Annotated in this window: 13 protein-coding genes; 8 read left to right on the top strand and 5 right to left on the bottom strand. The window is 63.5% G+C overall.

All coding sequences use genetic code 11. From position 1 onward, the window contains the following. Window positions 1-39: 39 nt before the first annotated feature. Genes IB262_RS23700 through IB262_RS23685 form a run of 4 tightly spaced genes read left to right on the top strand, consistent with a single transcriptional unit; the run spans window position 40 to window position 3,364 of the window. The gene (locus tag IB262_RS23700; protein ID WP_034796285.1) at window positions 40-960 is read left to right on the top strand and encodes a branched-chain amino acid ABC transporter permease; all 921 of its coding nucleotides are present in this window, start codon (window positions 40-42) and stop codon (window positions 958-960) included. Between the two features lie 7 nt (window positions 961-967). After that, the gene (locus tag IB262_RS23695) at window positions 968-1,939 is read left to right on the top strand and encodes a branched-chain amino acid ABC transporter permease (RefSeq protein WP_034796282.1); all 972 of its coding nucleotides are present in this window, start codon (window positions 968-970) and stop codon (window positions 1,937-1,939) included. Continuing rightward, window positions 1,932-2,681: an ABC transporter ATP-binding protein gene (locus IB262_RS23690; RefSeq protein WP_060580769.1), complete on the top strand. Its 750-nt coding sequence runs from the start codon at window positions 1,932-1,934 to the stop codon at window positions 2,679-2,681. Before IB262_RS23695 ends, IB262_RS23690 begins: the two co-directional genes overlap by 8 nt. Next, a complete protein-coding gene (locus IB262_RS23685; protein ID WP_060603494.1) occupies window positions 2,678-3,364 on the top strand; it encodes an ABC transporter ATP-binding protein in 687 nt (228 codons plus the stop codon). The genes IB262_RS23690 and IB262_RS23685 overlap by 4 nt, the downstream gene beginning before the upstream one ends. An 8-nt stretch (window positions 3,365-3,372) precedes the next feature. Here the strand turns inward: IB262_RS23685 and IB262_RS23680 are convergent, their stop codons facing one another. The 5 genes from IB262_RS23680 to IB262_RS23660 all read right to left on the bottom strand — a co-directional run bounded on the left by IB262_RS23680 (window position 3,373) and on the right by IB262_RS23660 (window position 8,510). After that, on the bottom strand, window positions 3,373-4,341 hold the full coding sequence (locus IB262_RS23680) for a pyridoxal-phosphate dependent enzyme (RefSeq protein ID WP_060518011.1): 969 nt from the start codon (window positions 4,339-4,341) through the stop codon (window positions 3,373-3,375). A 141-nt stretch (window positions 4,342-4,482) separates the two neighbouring features. Next, on the bottom strand, window positions 4,483-5,730 hold the full coding sequence (gene kynU / locus IB262_RS23675; protein ID WP_060603524.1) for a kynureninase: 1,248 nt from the start codon (window positions 5,728-5,730) through the stop codon (window positions 4,483-4,485). A gap of 15 nt (window positions 5,731-5,745) precedes the next feature. Then, the gene (locus tag IB262_RS23670; protein WP_034796270.1) at window positions 5,746-6,669 is read right to left on the bottom strand and encodes an ABC transporter permease; all 924 of its coding nucleotides are present in this window, start codon (window positions 6,667-6,669) and stop codon (window positions 5,746-5,748) included. A gap of 5 nt (window positions 6,670-6,674) precedes the next feature. After that, window positions 6,675-7,454 carry an ABC transporter ATP-binding protein gene (locus IB262_RS23665; RefSeq protein WP_034796269.1) on the bottom strand — a complete coding sequence of 260 codons (780 nt, stop codon included), beginning with the start codon at window positions 7,452-7,454 and terminating at the stop codon, window positions 6,675-6,677. Between the two features lie 66 nt (window positions 7,455-7,520). Further along, complete coding sequence (locus IB262_RS23660) at window positions 7,521-8,510, bottom strand: ABC transporter substrate-binding protein (RefSeq protein ID WP_110819261.1); 990 nt, start codon at window positions 8,508-8,510, stop codon at window positions 7,521-7,523. Between the two features lie 161 nt (window positions 8,511-8,671). Here IB262_RS23660 and IB262_RS23655 point away from each other — a divergent pair, with 161 nt between their 5' ends. The 4 genes from IB262_RS23655 to IB262_RS23640 all read left to right on the top strand — a co-directional run bounded on the left by IB262_RS23655 (window position 8,672) and on the right by IB262_RS23640 (window position 13,393). Continuing rightward, entirely contained in the window at window positions 8,672-9,445 is a 774-nt protein-coding gene (locus IB262_RS23655) for a GntR family transcriptional regulator (RefSeq protein ID WP_060603491.1), read from the top strand. Between the two features lie 100 nt (window positions 9,446-9,545). Then, window positions 9,546-10,070 carry a MarR family transcriptional regulator gene (locus tag IB262_RS23650; protein WP_226020898.1) on the top strand — a complete coding sequence of 175 codons (525 nt, stop codon included), beginning with the start codon at window positions 9,546-9,548 and terminating at the stop codon, window positions 10,068-10,070. Window positions 10,071-10,301: 231 nt separating this feature from the next. Continuing rightward, complete coding sequence (locus IB262_RS23645) at window positions 10,302-12,623, top strand: bifunctional salicylyl-CoA 5-hydroxylase/oxidoreductase (protein WP_192442888.1); 2,322 nt, start codon at window positions 10,302-10,304, stop codon at window positions 12,621-12,623. Beyond that, window positions 12,620-13,393, top strand: coding sequence for an SDR family NAD(P)-dependent oxidoreductase (locus tag IB262_RS23640; protein WP_034796262.1), 774 nt, complete (start codon window positions 12,620-12,622; stop codon window positions 13,391-13,393). Before IB262_RS23645 ends, IB262_RS23640 begins: the two co-directional genes overlap by 4 nt. Window positions 13,394-13,395 lie beyond the last annotated feature (2 nt).

Below are 13,395 nucleotides of genomic sequence, written 5' to 3'. Positions count from 1 at the left end.
AGATCCATGTCCTCCTGACATCAAGCTTGGACCGGTCTCTTGTTCACCGCACTTCTGATCGAACAACTGCTCAACGGGCTCCAGCTCGGTGTGATGCTGTTTCTGATGGCCGCCGGCCTGACCCTGATTTTCGGGGTCATGGGCCTCATCAACCTGGCGCACGGCTCACTGTATATGATCGGCGCGTTTGCCTGCGCCACGGTCGCAGCCGCCACCGGCTCCTTCTGGATCGGCCTCATCGCCAGCCTTGCAGCTGCAGCTGGTGTCGGCGCGATCATCGAGGTCGCCGTCATCCGCAGGCTCTACGACCGCGATCATCTCGATCAGGTCCTTGCGACCTTCGCCCTGATCCTGATCCTGTCGGAAGGCGCCCGCTGGCTCTTCGGCTCCTTCCCGCTCTATCTCGACATTCCCCCCTTGCTCCAGGGTGCCGTACCGCTGCCGGGCGGCGGCCAGTACCAGCTCTACCGCCTGGCGATCATCGGCGTCGGCATTGCCGTTGCGATCGGCCTCTATCTGTTGATCTCCAGAACCCGGCTCGGCATGCGCATCCGGGCGGGCGAGTCCGATCGAGAGATGATCGGAGCGCTCGGTGTCGACATCGGCACGCTCTATACGGTCGTCTTCGCACTCGGTGCAGCGCTTGCCGGGCTTGCCGGCGCGTTGGTGGGCGCATTGCAATCGGTGCAGGTCGGCATGGGCGAACCGGTCCTCATCCTCGCCTTCGTCGTCATCGTCATTGGCGGTATCGGCTCGATCAAGGGGGCACTGGTCGGCGCTGTCATCGTCGGTGTCGTCGACACGATGGGCCGTTTCCTGCTCCCATCGCTTCTGGCACTCACCATGCCCGCATCGCAGGCGACCACGATCGGGGCGGCGCTCGCCTCGATGCTGATCTACGTCGTCATGGCCCTTATCCTCGCCTTCAGGCCGAGTGGCCTGTTTTCGGCACAGTCGTGAGGCCAAGATGACCCGCGAAACCACAATCAACCTGCTGCTCGCCCTGCTGCTTCTCGGTGCGCCGATACTGGCTGCAAGCTTGGGCGAACCCTTCTACGTGACGCTCGCAACCCGCATCGTCGTGCTGGCGCTTGCCGCCGTCGGCCTCAACATGGCGCTCGGGCTTGGTGGGCTGCTCTCTTTCGGGCATGCGGCCTTTTTCGGCCTCGGCGGTTATGTCGCCGGCATCCTCGCCACGCACGCCTTCAATGCCGAGCCGCTCTTTGCGGGCATTCCGGCGACGACATCCATGCCGCTGATCTGGGTCGTCGCCGTCGCAGTCGCCGGGCTCATCGCGTTGCCGATCGGTGCGATCAGCCTGCGCACCTCAGGCGTCTATTTCATCATGATCACGCTCGCCTTCGCGCAGATGATCTACTACTTCGCGATCTCCTGGCCGGCCTATGGCGGCGAGGACGGCCTGTCGCTGTCGATGCGCAACGCCTTTCCCGGCGTCAACACGGCCAAGCCCCTGCCCTATTTCCTGATCTGCTACGCGGCACTGATGGCGGCGCTGCTTCTGTTTCGCGTGGTCGAGGGGTCACGCTTCGGCAGCGCCCTGCAGGCGGCGAGACAGAACGGTACCCGCCTTGCCGCAGTCGGCATCGCACCTTTCAACATCCGCCTCGTCGCCTTCGCCGTCTCGGCGATGATCACCGGGTTTGCCGGCGCGCTCTATGCCGACCTCAATCGCTTCGTCGGTCCCTCTATGCTCTCCTGGCACATGTCGGGTGAACTGATCGTGCTGATCATCCTCGGCGGCAAAGGCCGACTGTTCGGCCCGGTTGCCGGCGCGATGATCTTCGTCTTCTTCGAATATGTGCTCGGCGGCATCACCGAGCGCTGGCAGTTCTTCCTCGGCCTCATCCTGCTCGGCATCGTGCTGTTTGCCCGCGGCGGTCTGCTGGGTCTCCTCTCCGGAAAGCCGCGCCATGTCTGAGCCCGTTCTCGAAATCCGCGACCTCAGAAAATCCTTCGGCGCCCTTAAAGCGACTGATGGCGTCAGCCTCGAGCTTCACCCGGGGCAGATCCATGCGCTGATCGGCCCGAACGGCGCCGGCAAGAGCACGCTGATCCACCAGATTGCCGGATCGCTCAGGGCCGACAGCGGCACGATCCGATTTCTCGGCCAGGATATCGGCGGCCTCGATATGGCCGCCCGCGCAAGGCTCGGCCTTGCCCGTAGCTTCCAGATCTCCTCGCTGGCGCAGGAATTCTCGGCTCTTCGCAACGTCATGCTGGCGGTGCAGGCGCGCCACGGCAGCAGCTTCCACTTCTTTCGCCAGGTCAGCAACGACAAGCAACTGACCGAACCGGCGATGGCGATGCTGGAGCGCGTCGATCTTGCTGCGCGTGCCCACGTGCCGGCGGCCGAACTCTCGCACGGCGAACGCCGGCAACTCGAAATCGCCATCGCGCTGGCGCTGTCGCCGAAAGTCTTTCTGTTCGACGAGCCCATGGCCGGCATGGGACCGGAGGGCTCCAAGCGGCTGACTTCGTTCCTTGATGGGCTGCGCCACGAAGCGCCAATGCTCTTGGTGGAGCACGACATGGATGCGGTCTTTGCGCTGGCGGATCGCATCTCCGTGCTGGTCTACGGCCGCATCATCGCGTCAGGCACAGTCGATGAAATCCGCAGCGATCCGGATGTGCGCCGGGCCTATCTGGGAGAAGCCGCGTGAGCCTGCTCGAACTCAAACGTCTCGAAACCTTCTACGGCGCATCCCAAGCGCTCTTCGGCGTCAACCTCGATGTGCGCGAGGGCGAGGTCGTCGCGCTCATGGGCCGCAACGGCATGGGCAAGACGACGACGATCAACTCGATCCTCGGGCTCGTGCGCCCGCGTTCAGGCGCCATCTCCTTTGCCGGCAAGACCATCTCCGGCCTGCGCCCGCACAGGATTGCAAGGCTCGGTCTCGGTCTCGTTCCTGAAGGACGGCGCTGCTTTCCCAATCTCACCGTCATGGAGAACCTCGTCGCCACGGCTCGCGGCAGGGAATGGACCTTCGAGAAAGTGACCGCGCTCTTCCCTCGCCTCGGCGAGCGGCGCGCTCAGTATGCCAACACGCTTTCGGGCGGGGAGCAGCAGATGCTTGCGATCGGCCGGGCCTTGATGACCAATCCCAGCCTGCTCATTCTCGACGAGGCAACGGAAGGGCTGGCGCCGGTCATTCGCCAGGATATCTGGTCGGCGATCCGCACTCTGAAGGCGGCAGGGCAGTCGATCCTCGTCGTCGACAAGACGCTTTCGGAACTCCTGCCCGTTGCCGACCGCTGCTTCGTCCTGGAAAAGGGCGCGACCGTATTCGAGGGAGCGCCGCTTGCGCTGACGCCAGAACTCCAGGATCGCTATCTCGGCGTTTGATCGGTCGCTCAGGCCGAGGGAATGCCACCGCCGAGCACTGTGGAATAGGCAGCCGCGTCGATGTTTCCGCCCGAGACCACGCAGACGATGTTTCCCTTGAGATCCGGTCGCGCGATTGCGGCGGCAAGCGAGGCAGCACCCGCGCCTTCGGCAACGATCTTCGCCTTCTTGAAGAGAATCCGCATCGCTTCGGTCACCTGCCCCGGGCTGACCGCAATCGCCCCATCGATCAGGTCACCGACCACCGGCCAGATCTGTGGCACCAGCGACGGTGCGCCGATGCTCTTGATAAAGGAGGGGCGGGTTTCGATCGTCACGATTTGGCCAGCGGCCAGGGCCGCCGAAACAGGGGCGGCGCTGTCATCTTCAACCGCAAAGACACGGCAGCGGTCGGAAGCGGCCTTGATAGCGCTGGCCACCCCGGTGGTCATGCTGCCGCCGCCATACGGGGTAAGCACGACGTCGACATCGGGCAGATCCTCGATGATCTCCACACCGATGGAGCCGTTCCCGGCCAGCACCGCCTGATCGGTCACCGGATTGATCAGCAGTTCCGGCGCATCCGGATGATCGGCGCCAGTGATGTAGTCCCACCAGGTCTCGGCACTGACGAACCGTACTTCTCCGCCGAGCGCACGCACACCGTCGATCTTGGTCTGGGGTGCGCCGCGATACATGTAGGCAACCATCGGCACACCGATGAGGCGTGCCGCCCAGGCCATGCCATAGGCCATATTGCCGGAACTGGTGACTGCGACGCCGCTTTCGAGTTCGGCCGGATCGCGCGACAACACAGCGTTCAAGGCGGGACGGAGCTTGAACGCGCCAATTGGCGACAGCGTCTCCAGTTTCAGGAATATCTGACGGTCCGGAAACCCAAGATCGAGCCTGACGAGCGGTGTGCGCGCGAAATGCGGCGCGATGCGTTTACGGGCATCGGCGATTTCCTCCGGGGTCGGGCGGTGTGGCGCGATCATTGCTTAAATCCCCCGTTAGCCGTCCTCTCGCCTCCAGGCACAATGGCTCTGAACGAATCCGCTGCGGGGCGGCAGCCTCGGTATGTGTCTGAACAAGAGGCAACGGGCGAAATACCGCCCGCTGCTCTTTGGTGCCATCAATCAGGTTACGGCCGCACGGACCGCGAAGCGCGCATCCTGCCATGCACCGGTCTTGAGGATGTCCTCCAGGATTTCGACGGCCTGCCAGACGTCGGCGTAGCTCACATAGAGCGGCGTGAAGCCGAAGCGCATCGTCGTCGGCGCGCGGAAATCACCGATAACGCCACGGGCAATCAGCGCCTGCATGATTTCGTAAGCGTGCGGGTGTTTGAACGACACCTGGCTTCCGCGCTTGGTTCCGTCGCGCGGGCTTTCGAGCGCCAGACCGTGGGCACCGCATTTCGCCTCAACGAGCGCGATGAAGAGATCCGTGAGCTGGATGCTCTTTTCGCGCAGCGCTTTCATGTCGACCTCGTCCCAGACGTCGAGCGCGCCCTTTAGCGCCCGCAGCGACAGGATCGGCTGTGTTCCGCAAAGGAAACGGCGGATGCCCTCACCGGCAGCATAGTGCTTCTCGAAGGCGAAGGGACGGGCGTGTCCCCACCAGCCGGTGAGCGGCTGGCGGATATCGCCGTGGTGACGGGTGGCTGCATAGATGAAGGCGGGGGCTCCGGGGCCACCGTTCAGGTACTTGTAGGTGCAGCCGACCGCGAAATCGACATTGGCGCCGTCAAGATCGACTGGCAACGCGCCGGCCGTATGGCAGAGGTCCCAGATGACCAGTGCGCCATGTTCGTGCGCCTTGCGGGTCAGGGCCGCCATATCGCGCAGCTCGCCGGACTTGTAGTTGACGTGGTTGACCAGAACGACGGCGACGCTGCCATCGATCAGATCCTCGATCTCGGGCGCATCGACCCCTTCGAGCCTGAGCGAGGCGCCCGGACGCGTCGAGACCACGCCTTCGGCCATGTAGAGATCGGTCGGGAAACTGCCGCCTTCGCTGACGATCACCGACCGATCGGGCCGCAAGGCCATGGCCGCATGGAGGGCTTTGTAGATGTTGATCGACGTGGTGTCGCAGACGACGGTTTGGCCGGCGGCCGCCCCGATCAGCCGCCCGACCCGGTCGCCGAGCGTCAGCGGCATCTCGAACCAGCCGGCCGTATTCCAGCTGCGGATGAGGTCCTGCCCCCATTCTTCGGTCGCGGCCTTGCGAAGCTCGTCGAAGGCGGCGGTCGAGGCAACGCCGAGCGAGTTGCCGTCGAGATAGATGAGACCCGGCGGCAGGATGAAACGCTCGCGCATCGGGCTGAGCACATCGGCCACATCCATGGCCTTTATCGCGGCAAGATCAGGAACTGCATTCATGAAGGTGGTCCTCATTTATTCGCGAACGGTTTCGCGGGCGGGCGCAGGGCCGCGGCTTCGCTTGAGGCTCGGAAGAGCCAGCATGGCCAGAACGAAGAGGCCGGTCGCAAGTTTCAGGTCCGGCGGTGGCATGCCGGCGGCCAGGCAGAAGGAGACGAGCTGGTAGTAGACGATCGCACCTACGAACGGCGCAGCGAGCTGGCGCGCCACGCTCTGCTTGCCGACGATCGCCTCGCCGATCATCAGCGCCGCAAGGCCGTTGATCAGGATGCCGAGGCCCATGTTGACGTCAGCAAAGCCCTGTGACTGCACCATCAGCGCGCCGCCTGCCGCCGAAAACGCACCCGCAAGCCCAACGCCACCGATCGTCGCCATCCAGACATTGATCCCTTGAGCTTCAGCCATATCGGGATTGGCGCCGACGGCGCGAACGGCCGTGCCTTTCTCCGTGCGGAAGAAGTGGTAGAGCAGGACGAAGACAATGAGTGCGATCAGGCCCGCGACGACGATCTTGCTTGCGGGGAAGCCCGGCTGCAGCCCCGGCGCCCAGTCGAACACCGTTGGCGCACCGAAGACCGAGAGGTTCGAGCGACCCATGATCCTGAGGTTGATCGAATAAAGCATCGTCATCATCAGGATGCCGGCGAGCAGCGTGTGGATCCGGAACCGCAGATGGATGAAGGCCGTGCAGCAGCCGGCAACGAATCCGGCGAGAAGTGCGATAGCGATCGCGGCGAGCGGCGACATGCCCGCCGCCATCAGCACGCCGCAGACGCAGCCGCCGAGCGGAAACGCACCCTCGCTGGTCAGATCCGGGAAGCTCAACATGCGGAACGGGATCATGATCCCGAGCACGACGAAGGCGAGGATCAGGCTCTGCGCGAGCGTGACGGGAACGAGCGAGACGAAGCTCGCGAAGGTATTTTGAAGAATATCCATGATCGTCAGCTCGCCAGGAACATGCGGTCGGTTTTGACGGAGAAGTGGCCGATCAGATCCGGCACGGTCGTCTGCGCCTTTTCCTTGCCGTCGATTTCGAGACGGACGCGCCCGGCGTCGAGCATGATGACCTTGTGACCGAAATCCACCGCGTGCTGCATGTTGTGCGTCACCATCAGCGTTGTCAGCTTCAGGGCTTCGACCGCGCGGATCGTCGCCTGCATGACGATATCGGCAGTGCGCGGATCAAGCGCTGCGGTGTGTTCGTCGAGCAGCAGCAGTTCCGGCTCGCCGCCGACCGCCATGATCAAGGACAGCGATTGCCGCTGGCCGCCGGAAAGCAGCTCCACCCGTGTGTCGAGGCGGTTTTCAAGGCCGAGCCCGAGCAGCGACAAGCGTTCCCTGTAGGTGGCGAGCCGCGTCGCGTTCAGGCCGCGCCGCAGGGTGCGTTTGTTGCTGCGCAATTCGGCAAGCAGCATGTTTTCGGCCACCGTCATCGAGGCGGCGGTGCCGCGCATCGGGTCCTGGAACACGCGGGCAAGCCGCATCGCGCGCTTGTGTACGGGCGTTGCGGTCACGTCGTCGCCATTGATGACGATCTGGCCGCTATCGAGCACCAATGCACCCGAAATGGCGTTGAGCATGCTGCTCTTGCCGGCGCCGTTGGAACCGATGACGACGCCAAATTCGCCCGTGGCAAGGCTGAGATTGAGGCCGTCGAGCGCGACTTTTTCGTCCGCCTGCCCCTTGTAGAAAACTTTGCGGGCCGATCTGATTTCCAGCATTGGCTCCCCCTTAACTTATGAGATGACGGCGCTCGGGGCGCCGTCACTGAAGAGACAAGACGGAGATCAATCGACCACGCAGTTGCATTCGGTCGCGAGCGCTGCCGGCACTTCGATGCCGAAGGCAGCGGCAGCCTTCTTCGAGATCAGCGGCGCGTGATCCTCATAGGCCGGGCGCGACGGCGCGATCGTCTTCGGGTCTGCACCTTTGAGGATCTGAGCAGCGATCTTGCCGGCATTGACGCCGACCTGCTCATAGTTGACCGCAAAGCTTGCCGGTACGACGCCGTCACGCACTGCACCGTCGTCGGAGTTTACGATCGGGATCTGCGCCTGGCGCGCGGCTGCCGACACAGCACCGATCGCCGGCTGCAACAGGTTCGATGCGGGCGTATAGATCACGTCGGCCTTGCCGGCGAAGGAGGCGATGCGCTGCTGGATGTCGTTGACATTGTCGACGCCGACCTCCACGACCTCGAAGCCTGCGTCAGGCGCTGCTTCCTTGATCTTGTCGAGCAGGGCCTGGTCGTTCGCCTCACCCGGATTATAGGGCACGCCAAAGCGCTTCGCGTTCGGCAGCAGCTTGTGGGTGAAGGCCATGACGGCGGCCACGTCCTGAAGGTCGGTCGCACCGGTCATGCCGTCGTCACCGGCCTCCCAAGACGGAACGAGCTTGGCGGCCACCGGATCGGTAACGGCGGAGAAGACGACCGGAATGCCGGAGCCGGCGAGCGCCTTCTTGGCGATCTGCGAGACGGGCGTGGTGATCGTGTAGACCAGTTTCGGCTGTTCGGCCTGCAGCTTGGCGATCATCTGCGGCACCAGCGAGGCGTCGAAATTGGTGTGGCTCTCCGTGTAGACGACGTCCTTGCCTTCGACGAAGCCGTTTTCGGCCAGCGCCTTCTTGAAGCCGGCGATCGATGCGTTCAATTGCGGATGCTCGCCAAAATTGGCGATGCCGATGCGGATCGGATCAGCGGCCGCTTGTCCCAGTCCCCATGCCATTGCACCGGCGACAACCAATCCCGAAAGCCACGTGCTCTTAAGCCTGCTCATACATCCCTCCCAGAATTTGACGAGCGTTACCGCCCTCCTCGGCGGCTTGCGCGGATCATGGAACCGCTCCGGCCTCTTGTCAAATTAATATATATATTTTCACATGAGGCGCAGAACTATATATATTTGTATCGACCCGGTGTGGGCGCTAAGGGAACCTGATGCAGGACCACGAACAGTCGACCAAAACGGAATCGGCATACCGGTTGCTGCGCCGCGACATTCTTTCGACGCGGCTGAAGCCGGGCGCGCCGATGAAGCTGAGCACGCTGCGCGAAAGCTACGGGATCGGCTGGACACCGCTACGCGAGGCTCTGTCGCGGCTGGAGGCGGAAGGGCTGGTGACCGCCATCAGTAATCGCGGCTTTGCTGTTGCTCCGGTGTCACGCGAGGAACTCGACGACCTCACCCGCGCCCGCCTTGCCGTCGAAATGCCGCTGCTCATCGAGTCGATCGAGAACGGCGACAGCGCCTGGGAATCCGCCGTCGTCACGGCACACTACCGGCTGTCGCGCTGCAAGGTTTCCGTCGAGCGTTTCTCCGAGAGCGAAGTCGACGAATGGGACGAGAAGCATGCCTGGTTTCATACGGCCTTGATCAGCGCTGCGAGGTCGCGCTGGCTCACGCGCTTTCAGGCGACGATCTCCGACCAGCTTCGCCGTCACCACCGCTTCCTAAGTCTGGCGCCGACGATTAGGGCCGCCGCCGGTATGAGCGCAGGCTACGAGGAGGCCGTTTCGGCGCTTGAGGACGCGATGGCGATCGAGCACCATACCGAGCTGATGGAGGCAGCACTCGATCGCGATATCGAGCGTGCCCGCATCCTGATGGCCGAGCACATCGGCTTTACCGTCAACGTCTATGTCCAGTCCGAGGATGGCGGTCGCGCGTCGCCGCTGCTCGCCCAGTCGGTACCTGGGCTTGCGTCCAAATGACGGCCCGTGACAACCTGTCCAAGACCTGCTTACCTCTCTAAAAGCAGAAAAACGAAAGAGCCGCTGATTTGCGGCCAAGGGTTGGAAGCGGACGTTGGGAATGATGGGTGAAGACAAGTTCGACACCTCGCCGGAATGGGTCGATGGCGAGACCAAGGCGCTCGAGGCTCCGGGCGATCACCGTGCAGAGCTCAGGCTATGGCTGCGTCTCTTGACCTGTTCGACACTTGTCGAAAGCGAAATCCGTCGGCGGTTGCGGGAAGAATTCGATTCGACCTTGCCGCGTTTCGACCTGATGGCCCAGCTCGAGCGTGCGCCTGACGGCATGGTGCTTGGCGAAGTCTCCAAGCGCATGATGGTCTCCCCCGGCAACATCACGGTGCTGGTGGAACGGCTGACCGAGAGCGGCCACATCAGCCGCACGACGCTTCCGACCGACCGGCGTGTCCAGATCATCGCGCTTACCCCCTTCGGCCGCGCCGAATTCGAGAAGATGGCAGCAAGCCATGCCGACTGGATCTCGGATCTGTTTGCCGGCCTTCCGGCCAAGGAAGGCGGCGTGCTGATGGATGAGCTTGCCACACTCAAGCGGTCGATCATCGCCTCGCTCGCGCGAAATTCCTGAGTTCACGGCGCTTCTGCCTACAACTGCCTTACTTTCTGCCGCACCGGCCCCGAAGCGATGCGACGCCGCTCGGCGGCGCTGCGAGCGCCCGGCGTCGGCTTCCCATCTGCCCAAAACAATTTTAAGCTTGAAATTTCTCCTGAACGAGTCCACCCTGCTTGCAACAGTCCAGCATGGCCACTTGTGCCAGCTCGACGGTGACGCGCAGCCGGAACTCGGGAGGAGAACGACATGCGGATCGTCTGTATCGGTGGCGGGCCTGCCGGCCTTTATTTTGCGCTGCTGATGAAGCGGCAGCATCCGGAGCATCACGTCACCGTCGTCGAACGGAACCGCCCCTTTGACACATTCGGCTGGGGCGTCGTCTTTTCGGACGCGACCATGCAGTCGATGCGGCAATGGGACCCGGAGACCGCCGAGGCGATCGAGGTTTCCTTCAACCATTGGGACGACATCGAGCTGGTCTTCAAGGGCCGCAAGATCCGCACGACCGGCCACGGCTTCGTTGGCATCGGCCGCAAGAAGATGCTCAACATCCTCCAGGAACGCTGCCTCGAACTCGGCGTCGAACTGCTGTTCGAGCAGGACGTGGAAAGCGACGAGCAGTTCGCCGACGCCGATCTGATCATCGCCTCCGACGGCGTCAACTCAAGGATCCGCAACAAATACGCCGACATCTTCAATCCGGACATGGTGATCCGGCCGAACCGCTATGTCTGGCTCGGCACGGACAAGAAGTTCGACGCCTTCACCTTCGACTTCCAGCGCACCGAGCATGGCTGGTTCCAGGCGCATATCTACCGCTTCGACGAGAACACCTCGACCTTCATCGTTGAGACCACCGACGACGTCTTCCGCGCCCATGGCCTCGACCAGATGGACCAGGACCAGTCGATCGCGTTCTGCGAAAAGCTCTTTGAAGGCACGCTCGACGGCCACAAGCTGATGACCAATGCGCGGCACTTGCGCGGCTCCGCCTGGCTGAACTTCGGCCGGCTGATCTGCGAAAAGTGGAGCCATTTCAACGGCCACAGCCATGTCGTGTTGATGGGCGACAGTGCCCACACGGCCCATTTCGCCATCGGCTCGGGCACCAAGCTTGCGATCGATGACGCGATCGAGCTCACCCGCCAGTTCGATATTCTGGGCCACGACAAGGCAAACATTCCCGCCGTGCTGTCGGCTTACGAAGAGGTGCGCCGCGTCGATGTCGCCCGCATCCAGAATGCGGCCCGCAATGCGATGGAATGGTTCGAAGTGGTCGGCACGCGCTATGCCGACACGCTGGAGCCCGAACAGTTCATGTATTCGATGCTGACCCGCTCGCAGCGCATCAGCCACGAGAACCTTCGCCTGCGCGACAAGGACTGGCTCGAAGGCTTCGAGCGCTGGTTTGCCGAACGCGCCGGTGTGGCGCCGGCGGCGAACGGGGCGGTTCCGCCGCCGATGTTTACGCCGTTCAAGCTCCGCGGCCTGACGCTGAAGAACCGCATCGTGGTTTCGCCGATGGCGATGTATTCGGCAGCCGACGGCGTGCCGAACGATTTTCATCTCGTTCATCTCGGCGCGCGCGCCATGGGCGGTGCGGCGCTCGTCTTCCCGGAAATGACCTGTGTGTCGGCCGATGCCCGCATCACGCCCGGATGTCTGGGGCTCTGGAGCGACGAGCAGGCCCAGGCCTTCAAGCGCATCGTCGATTTCGTACACCAGCAGACCCCCGCCAAGATCGGCATCCAGCTCGGCCATGCCGGCCGCAAGGGCGCGACAAAGGTCGCCTGGGAGGGGATCGATCAGCCCTTGGCCGAAGGCGGCTGGCCACTCATCTCCGCGTCCGCCCTGCCCTACCTCAAGCATTCGGACATGCCGCGCGAAATGACGCGGGAGGATATGGACCGGGTCGTCACCGATTTCGTGCGGGCCACCGAACGGGCCCGTGACCTCGGTTTCGATATCCTCGAACTGCACGTCGCGCACGGCTACCTGCTGTCGAGCTTCCTGTCGCCGCTTACCAATCTGCGCACCGACGACTATGGCGGCGATCACGCCGCCCGCGCCCGCTTCCCGCTCGAAGTGTTCCACGCAGTGCGTAAAGTCTGGCCCGAGGACCGGCCGATGTCGGTTCGCCTCTCGACCCATGACTGGCACGAGGGCGGCAACACGCCCGAGGACGCGGCAATTTTCGCCCGCCTGTTCAAGGAGGCGGGCGCCGACATGATCGACTGCTCGTCCGGCCAGGTGGTGAAAGAAGAAAAACCGGTCTATGGTCGCCTGTTCCAGACGCCATTTTCCGATAAGATCCGCAACGAGATCCAGGTTCCGACCATTGCGGTCGGGGCGATTTCCGAGGCCGACCACGCCAATTCGATCATCGCAGCCGGTCGAGCCGATCTCTGCGCGATTGCCCGCCCGCATCTGGCCGATCCGTCCTTCGTGATGCACGAGGCGGCAAAGATTGGCTATGACGGCGAGCCCTGGCCGAAACAGTACCATTCGGCTCGGGCCCAGTACGTGAACAACCTGGCGCGCGCCGCAACGACGGCAGGCAAGCCATGACAAGGCACGCCCTCGTCACAGGCGCCGGCAGCGGTATCGGCAAGGCGATTGCCCTTAGGCTCGCCGCCGACGGCCACATCGTCAGCCTCGCCGGTCGGCGCGCAGCACCGCTTGAAGCGGTACGGGGCGACATCCTTGCTGCCGGCGGACAGGCCTTTGTCCGTGACGGCTTCGATGTGACCAACCCGCAGGCCGTCGAGCAAGGTATCACGGCTGCGATCGCTGAAGCCGGAGAGATTGCCGTTCTCGTCAACTGCGCCGGCGAAGCGCCCTCGGCGCCGTTCGAAAAGACCGACTTCGCGCTTTGGCAGCGGGTGCTTTCCATCAACCTCACCGGCGTCTATCTGGTGACGCAGGCAGCGCTTGCCTCCGTGCGGCGGGCCGGCAACGGCCGGATCGTCAACGTTGCGAGCACCGCGGGCCTGACCGGCTATGCTTATGTTTCGGCCTATTGCGCGTCGAAGCACGGCGTCATCGGCTTGACGAGGGCACTGGCGCTTGAGCTTGCGCGCACCGACGTCACCGTCAATGCCGTCTGCCCCGGCTTCACCGACACGCCGCTGATCGACGGCGCGCTCGATACGATCAGCGAAAAGACCGGCCGTTCGCGCGAGGAAGCGCGCGCCAGCCTTGCTCGCTCCAACCCGCAGGGACGCCTGGTGACGCCGGAAGAAGTCGCCCACACGGTCTCGTGGCTCGTCTCGGAAAAGGCGACGGCAATCACTGGTCAGGCGATCGCTGTCGCCGGCGGCGAAGTTCTTGGAGGATAGAG

It is taken from the genome of Ensifer sp. ENS02, from assembly GCF_014851885.1.
GTDB lineage: Bacteria > Pseudomonadota > Alphaproteobacteria > Rhizobiales > Rhizobiaceae > Ensifer > Ensifer adhaerens.
The sequence above is the reverse complement of the archived record's forward strand: the minus strand, read 5'-3'. Positions and strand labels throughout refer to the sequence as shown.

Excerpts from the sequence above, each read along its gene's own strand:
- IB262_RS23665 (WP_034796269.1), bottom strand. The coding sequence starts at position 7,454 with ATGCTGGAAATCAGATCGGCCCGCAAAGTTTTCTACAAGGGGCAGGCG.
- IB262_RS23645 (WP_192442888.1), top strand. The coding sequence starts at position 10,302 with ATGCGGATCGTCTGTATCGGTGGCGGGCCTGCCGGCCTTTATTTTGCG.
- IB262_RS23680 (WP_060518011.1), bottom strand. The coding sequence starts at position 4,341 with ATGATCGCGCCACACCGCCCGACCCCGGAGGAAATCGCCGATGCCCGT.
- IB262_RS23655 (WP_060603491.1), top strand. The coding sequence starts at position 8,672 with ATGCAGGACCACGAACAGTCGACCAAAACGGAATCGGCATACCGGTTG.
- IB262_RS23660 (WP_110819261.1), bottom strand. The coding sequence starts at position 8,510 with ATGAGCAGGCTTAAGAGCACGTGGCTTTCGGGATTGGTTGTCGCCGGT.
- IB262_RS23690 (WP_060580769.1), top strand. The coding sequence starts at position 1,932 with ATGTCTGAGCCCGTTCTCGAAATCCGCGACCTCAGAAAATCCTTCGGC.
- IB262_RS23650 (WP_226020898.1), top strand. The coding sequence starts at position 9,546 with ATGATGGGTGAAGACAAGTTCGACACCTCGCCGGAATGGGTCGATGGC.
- IB262_RS23695 (WP_034796282.1), top strand. The coding sequence starts at position 968 with ATGACCCGCGAAACCACAATCAACCTGCTGCTCGCCCTGCTGCTTCTC.
- kynU (WP_060603524.1), bottom strand. The coding sequence starts at position 5,730 with ATGAATGCAGTTCCTGATCTTGCCGCGATAAAGGCCATGGATGTGGCC.
- IB262_RS23670 (WP_034796270.1), bottom strand. The coding sequence starts at position 6,669 with ATGGATATTCTTCAAAATACCTTCGCGAGCTTCGTCTCGCTCGTTCCC.
- IB262_RS23640 (WP_034796262.1), top strand. The coding sequence starts at position 12,620 with ATGACAAGGCACGCCCTCGTCACAGGCGCCGGCAGCGGTATCGGCAAG.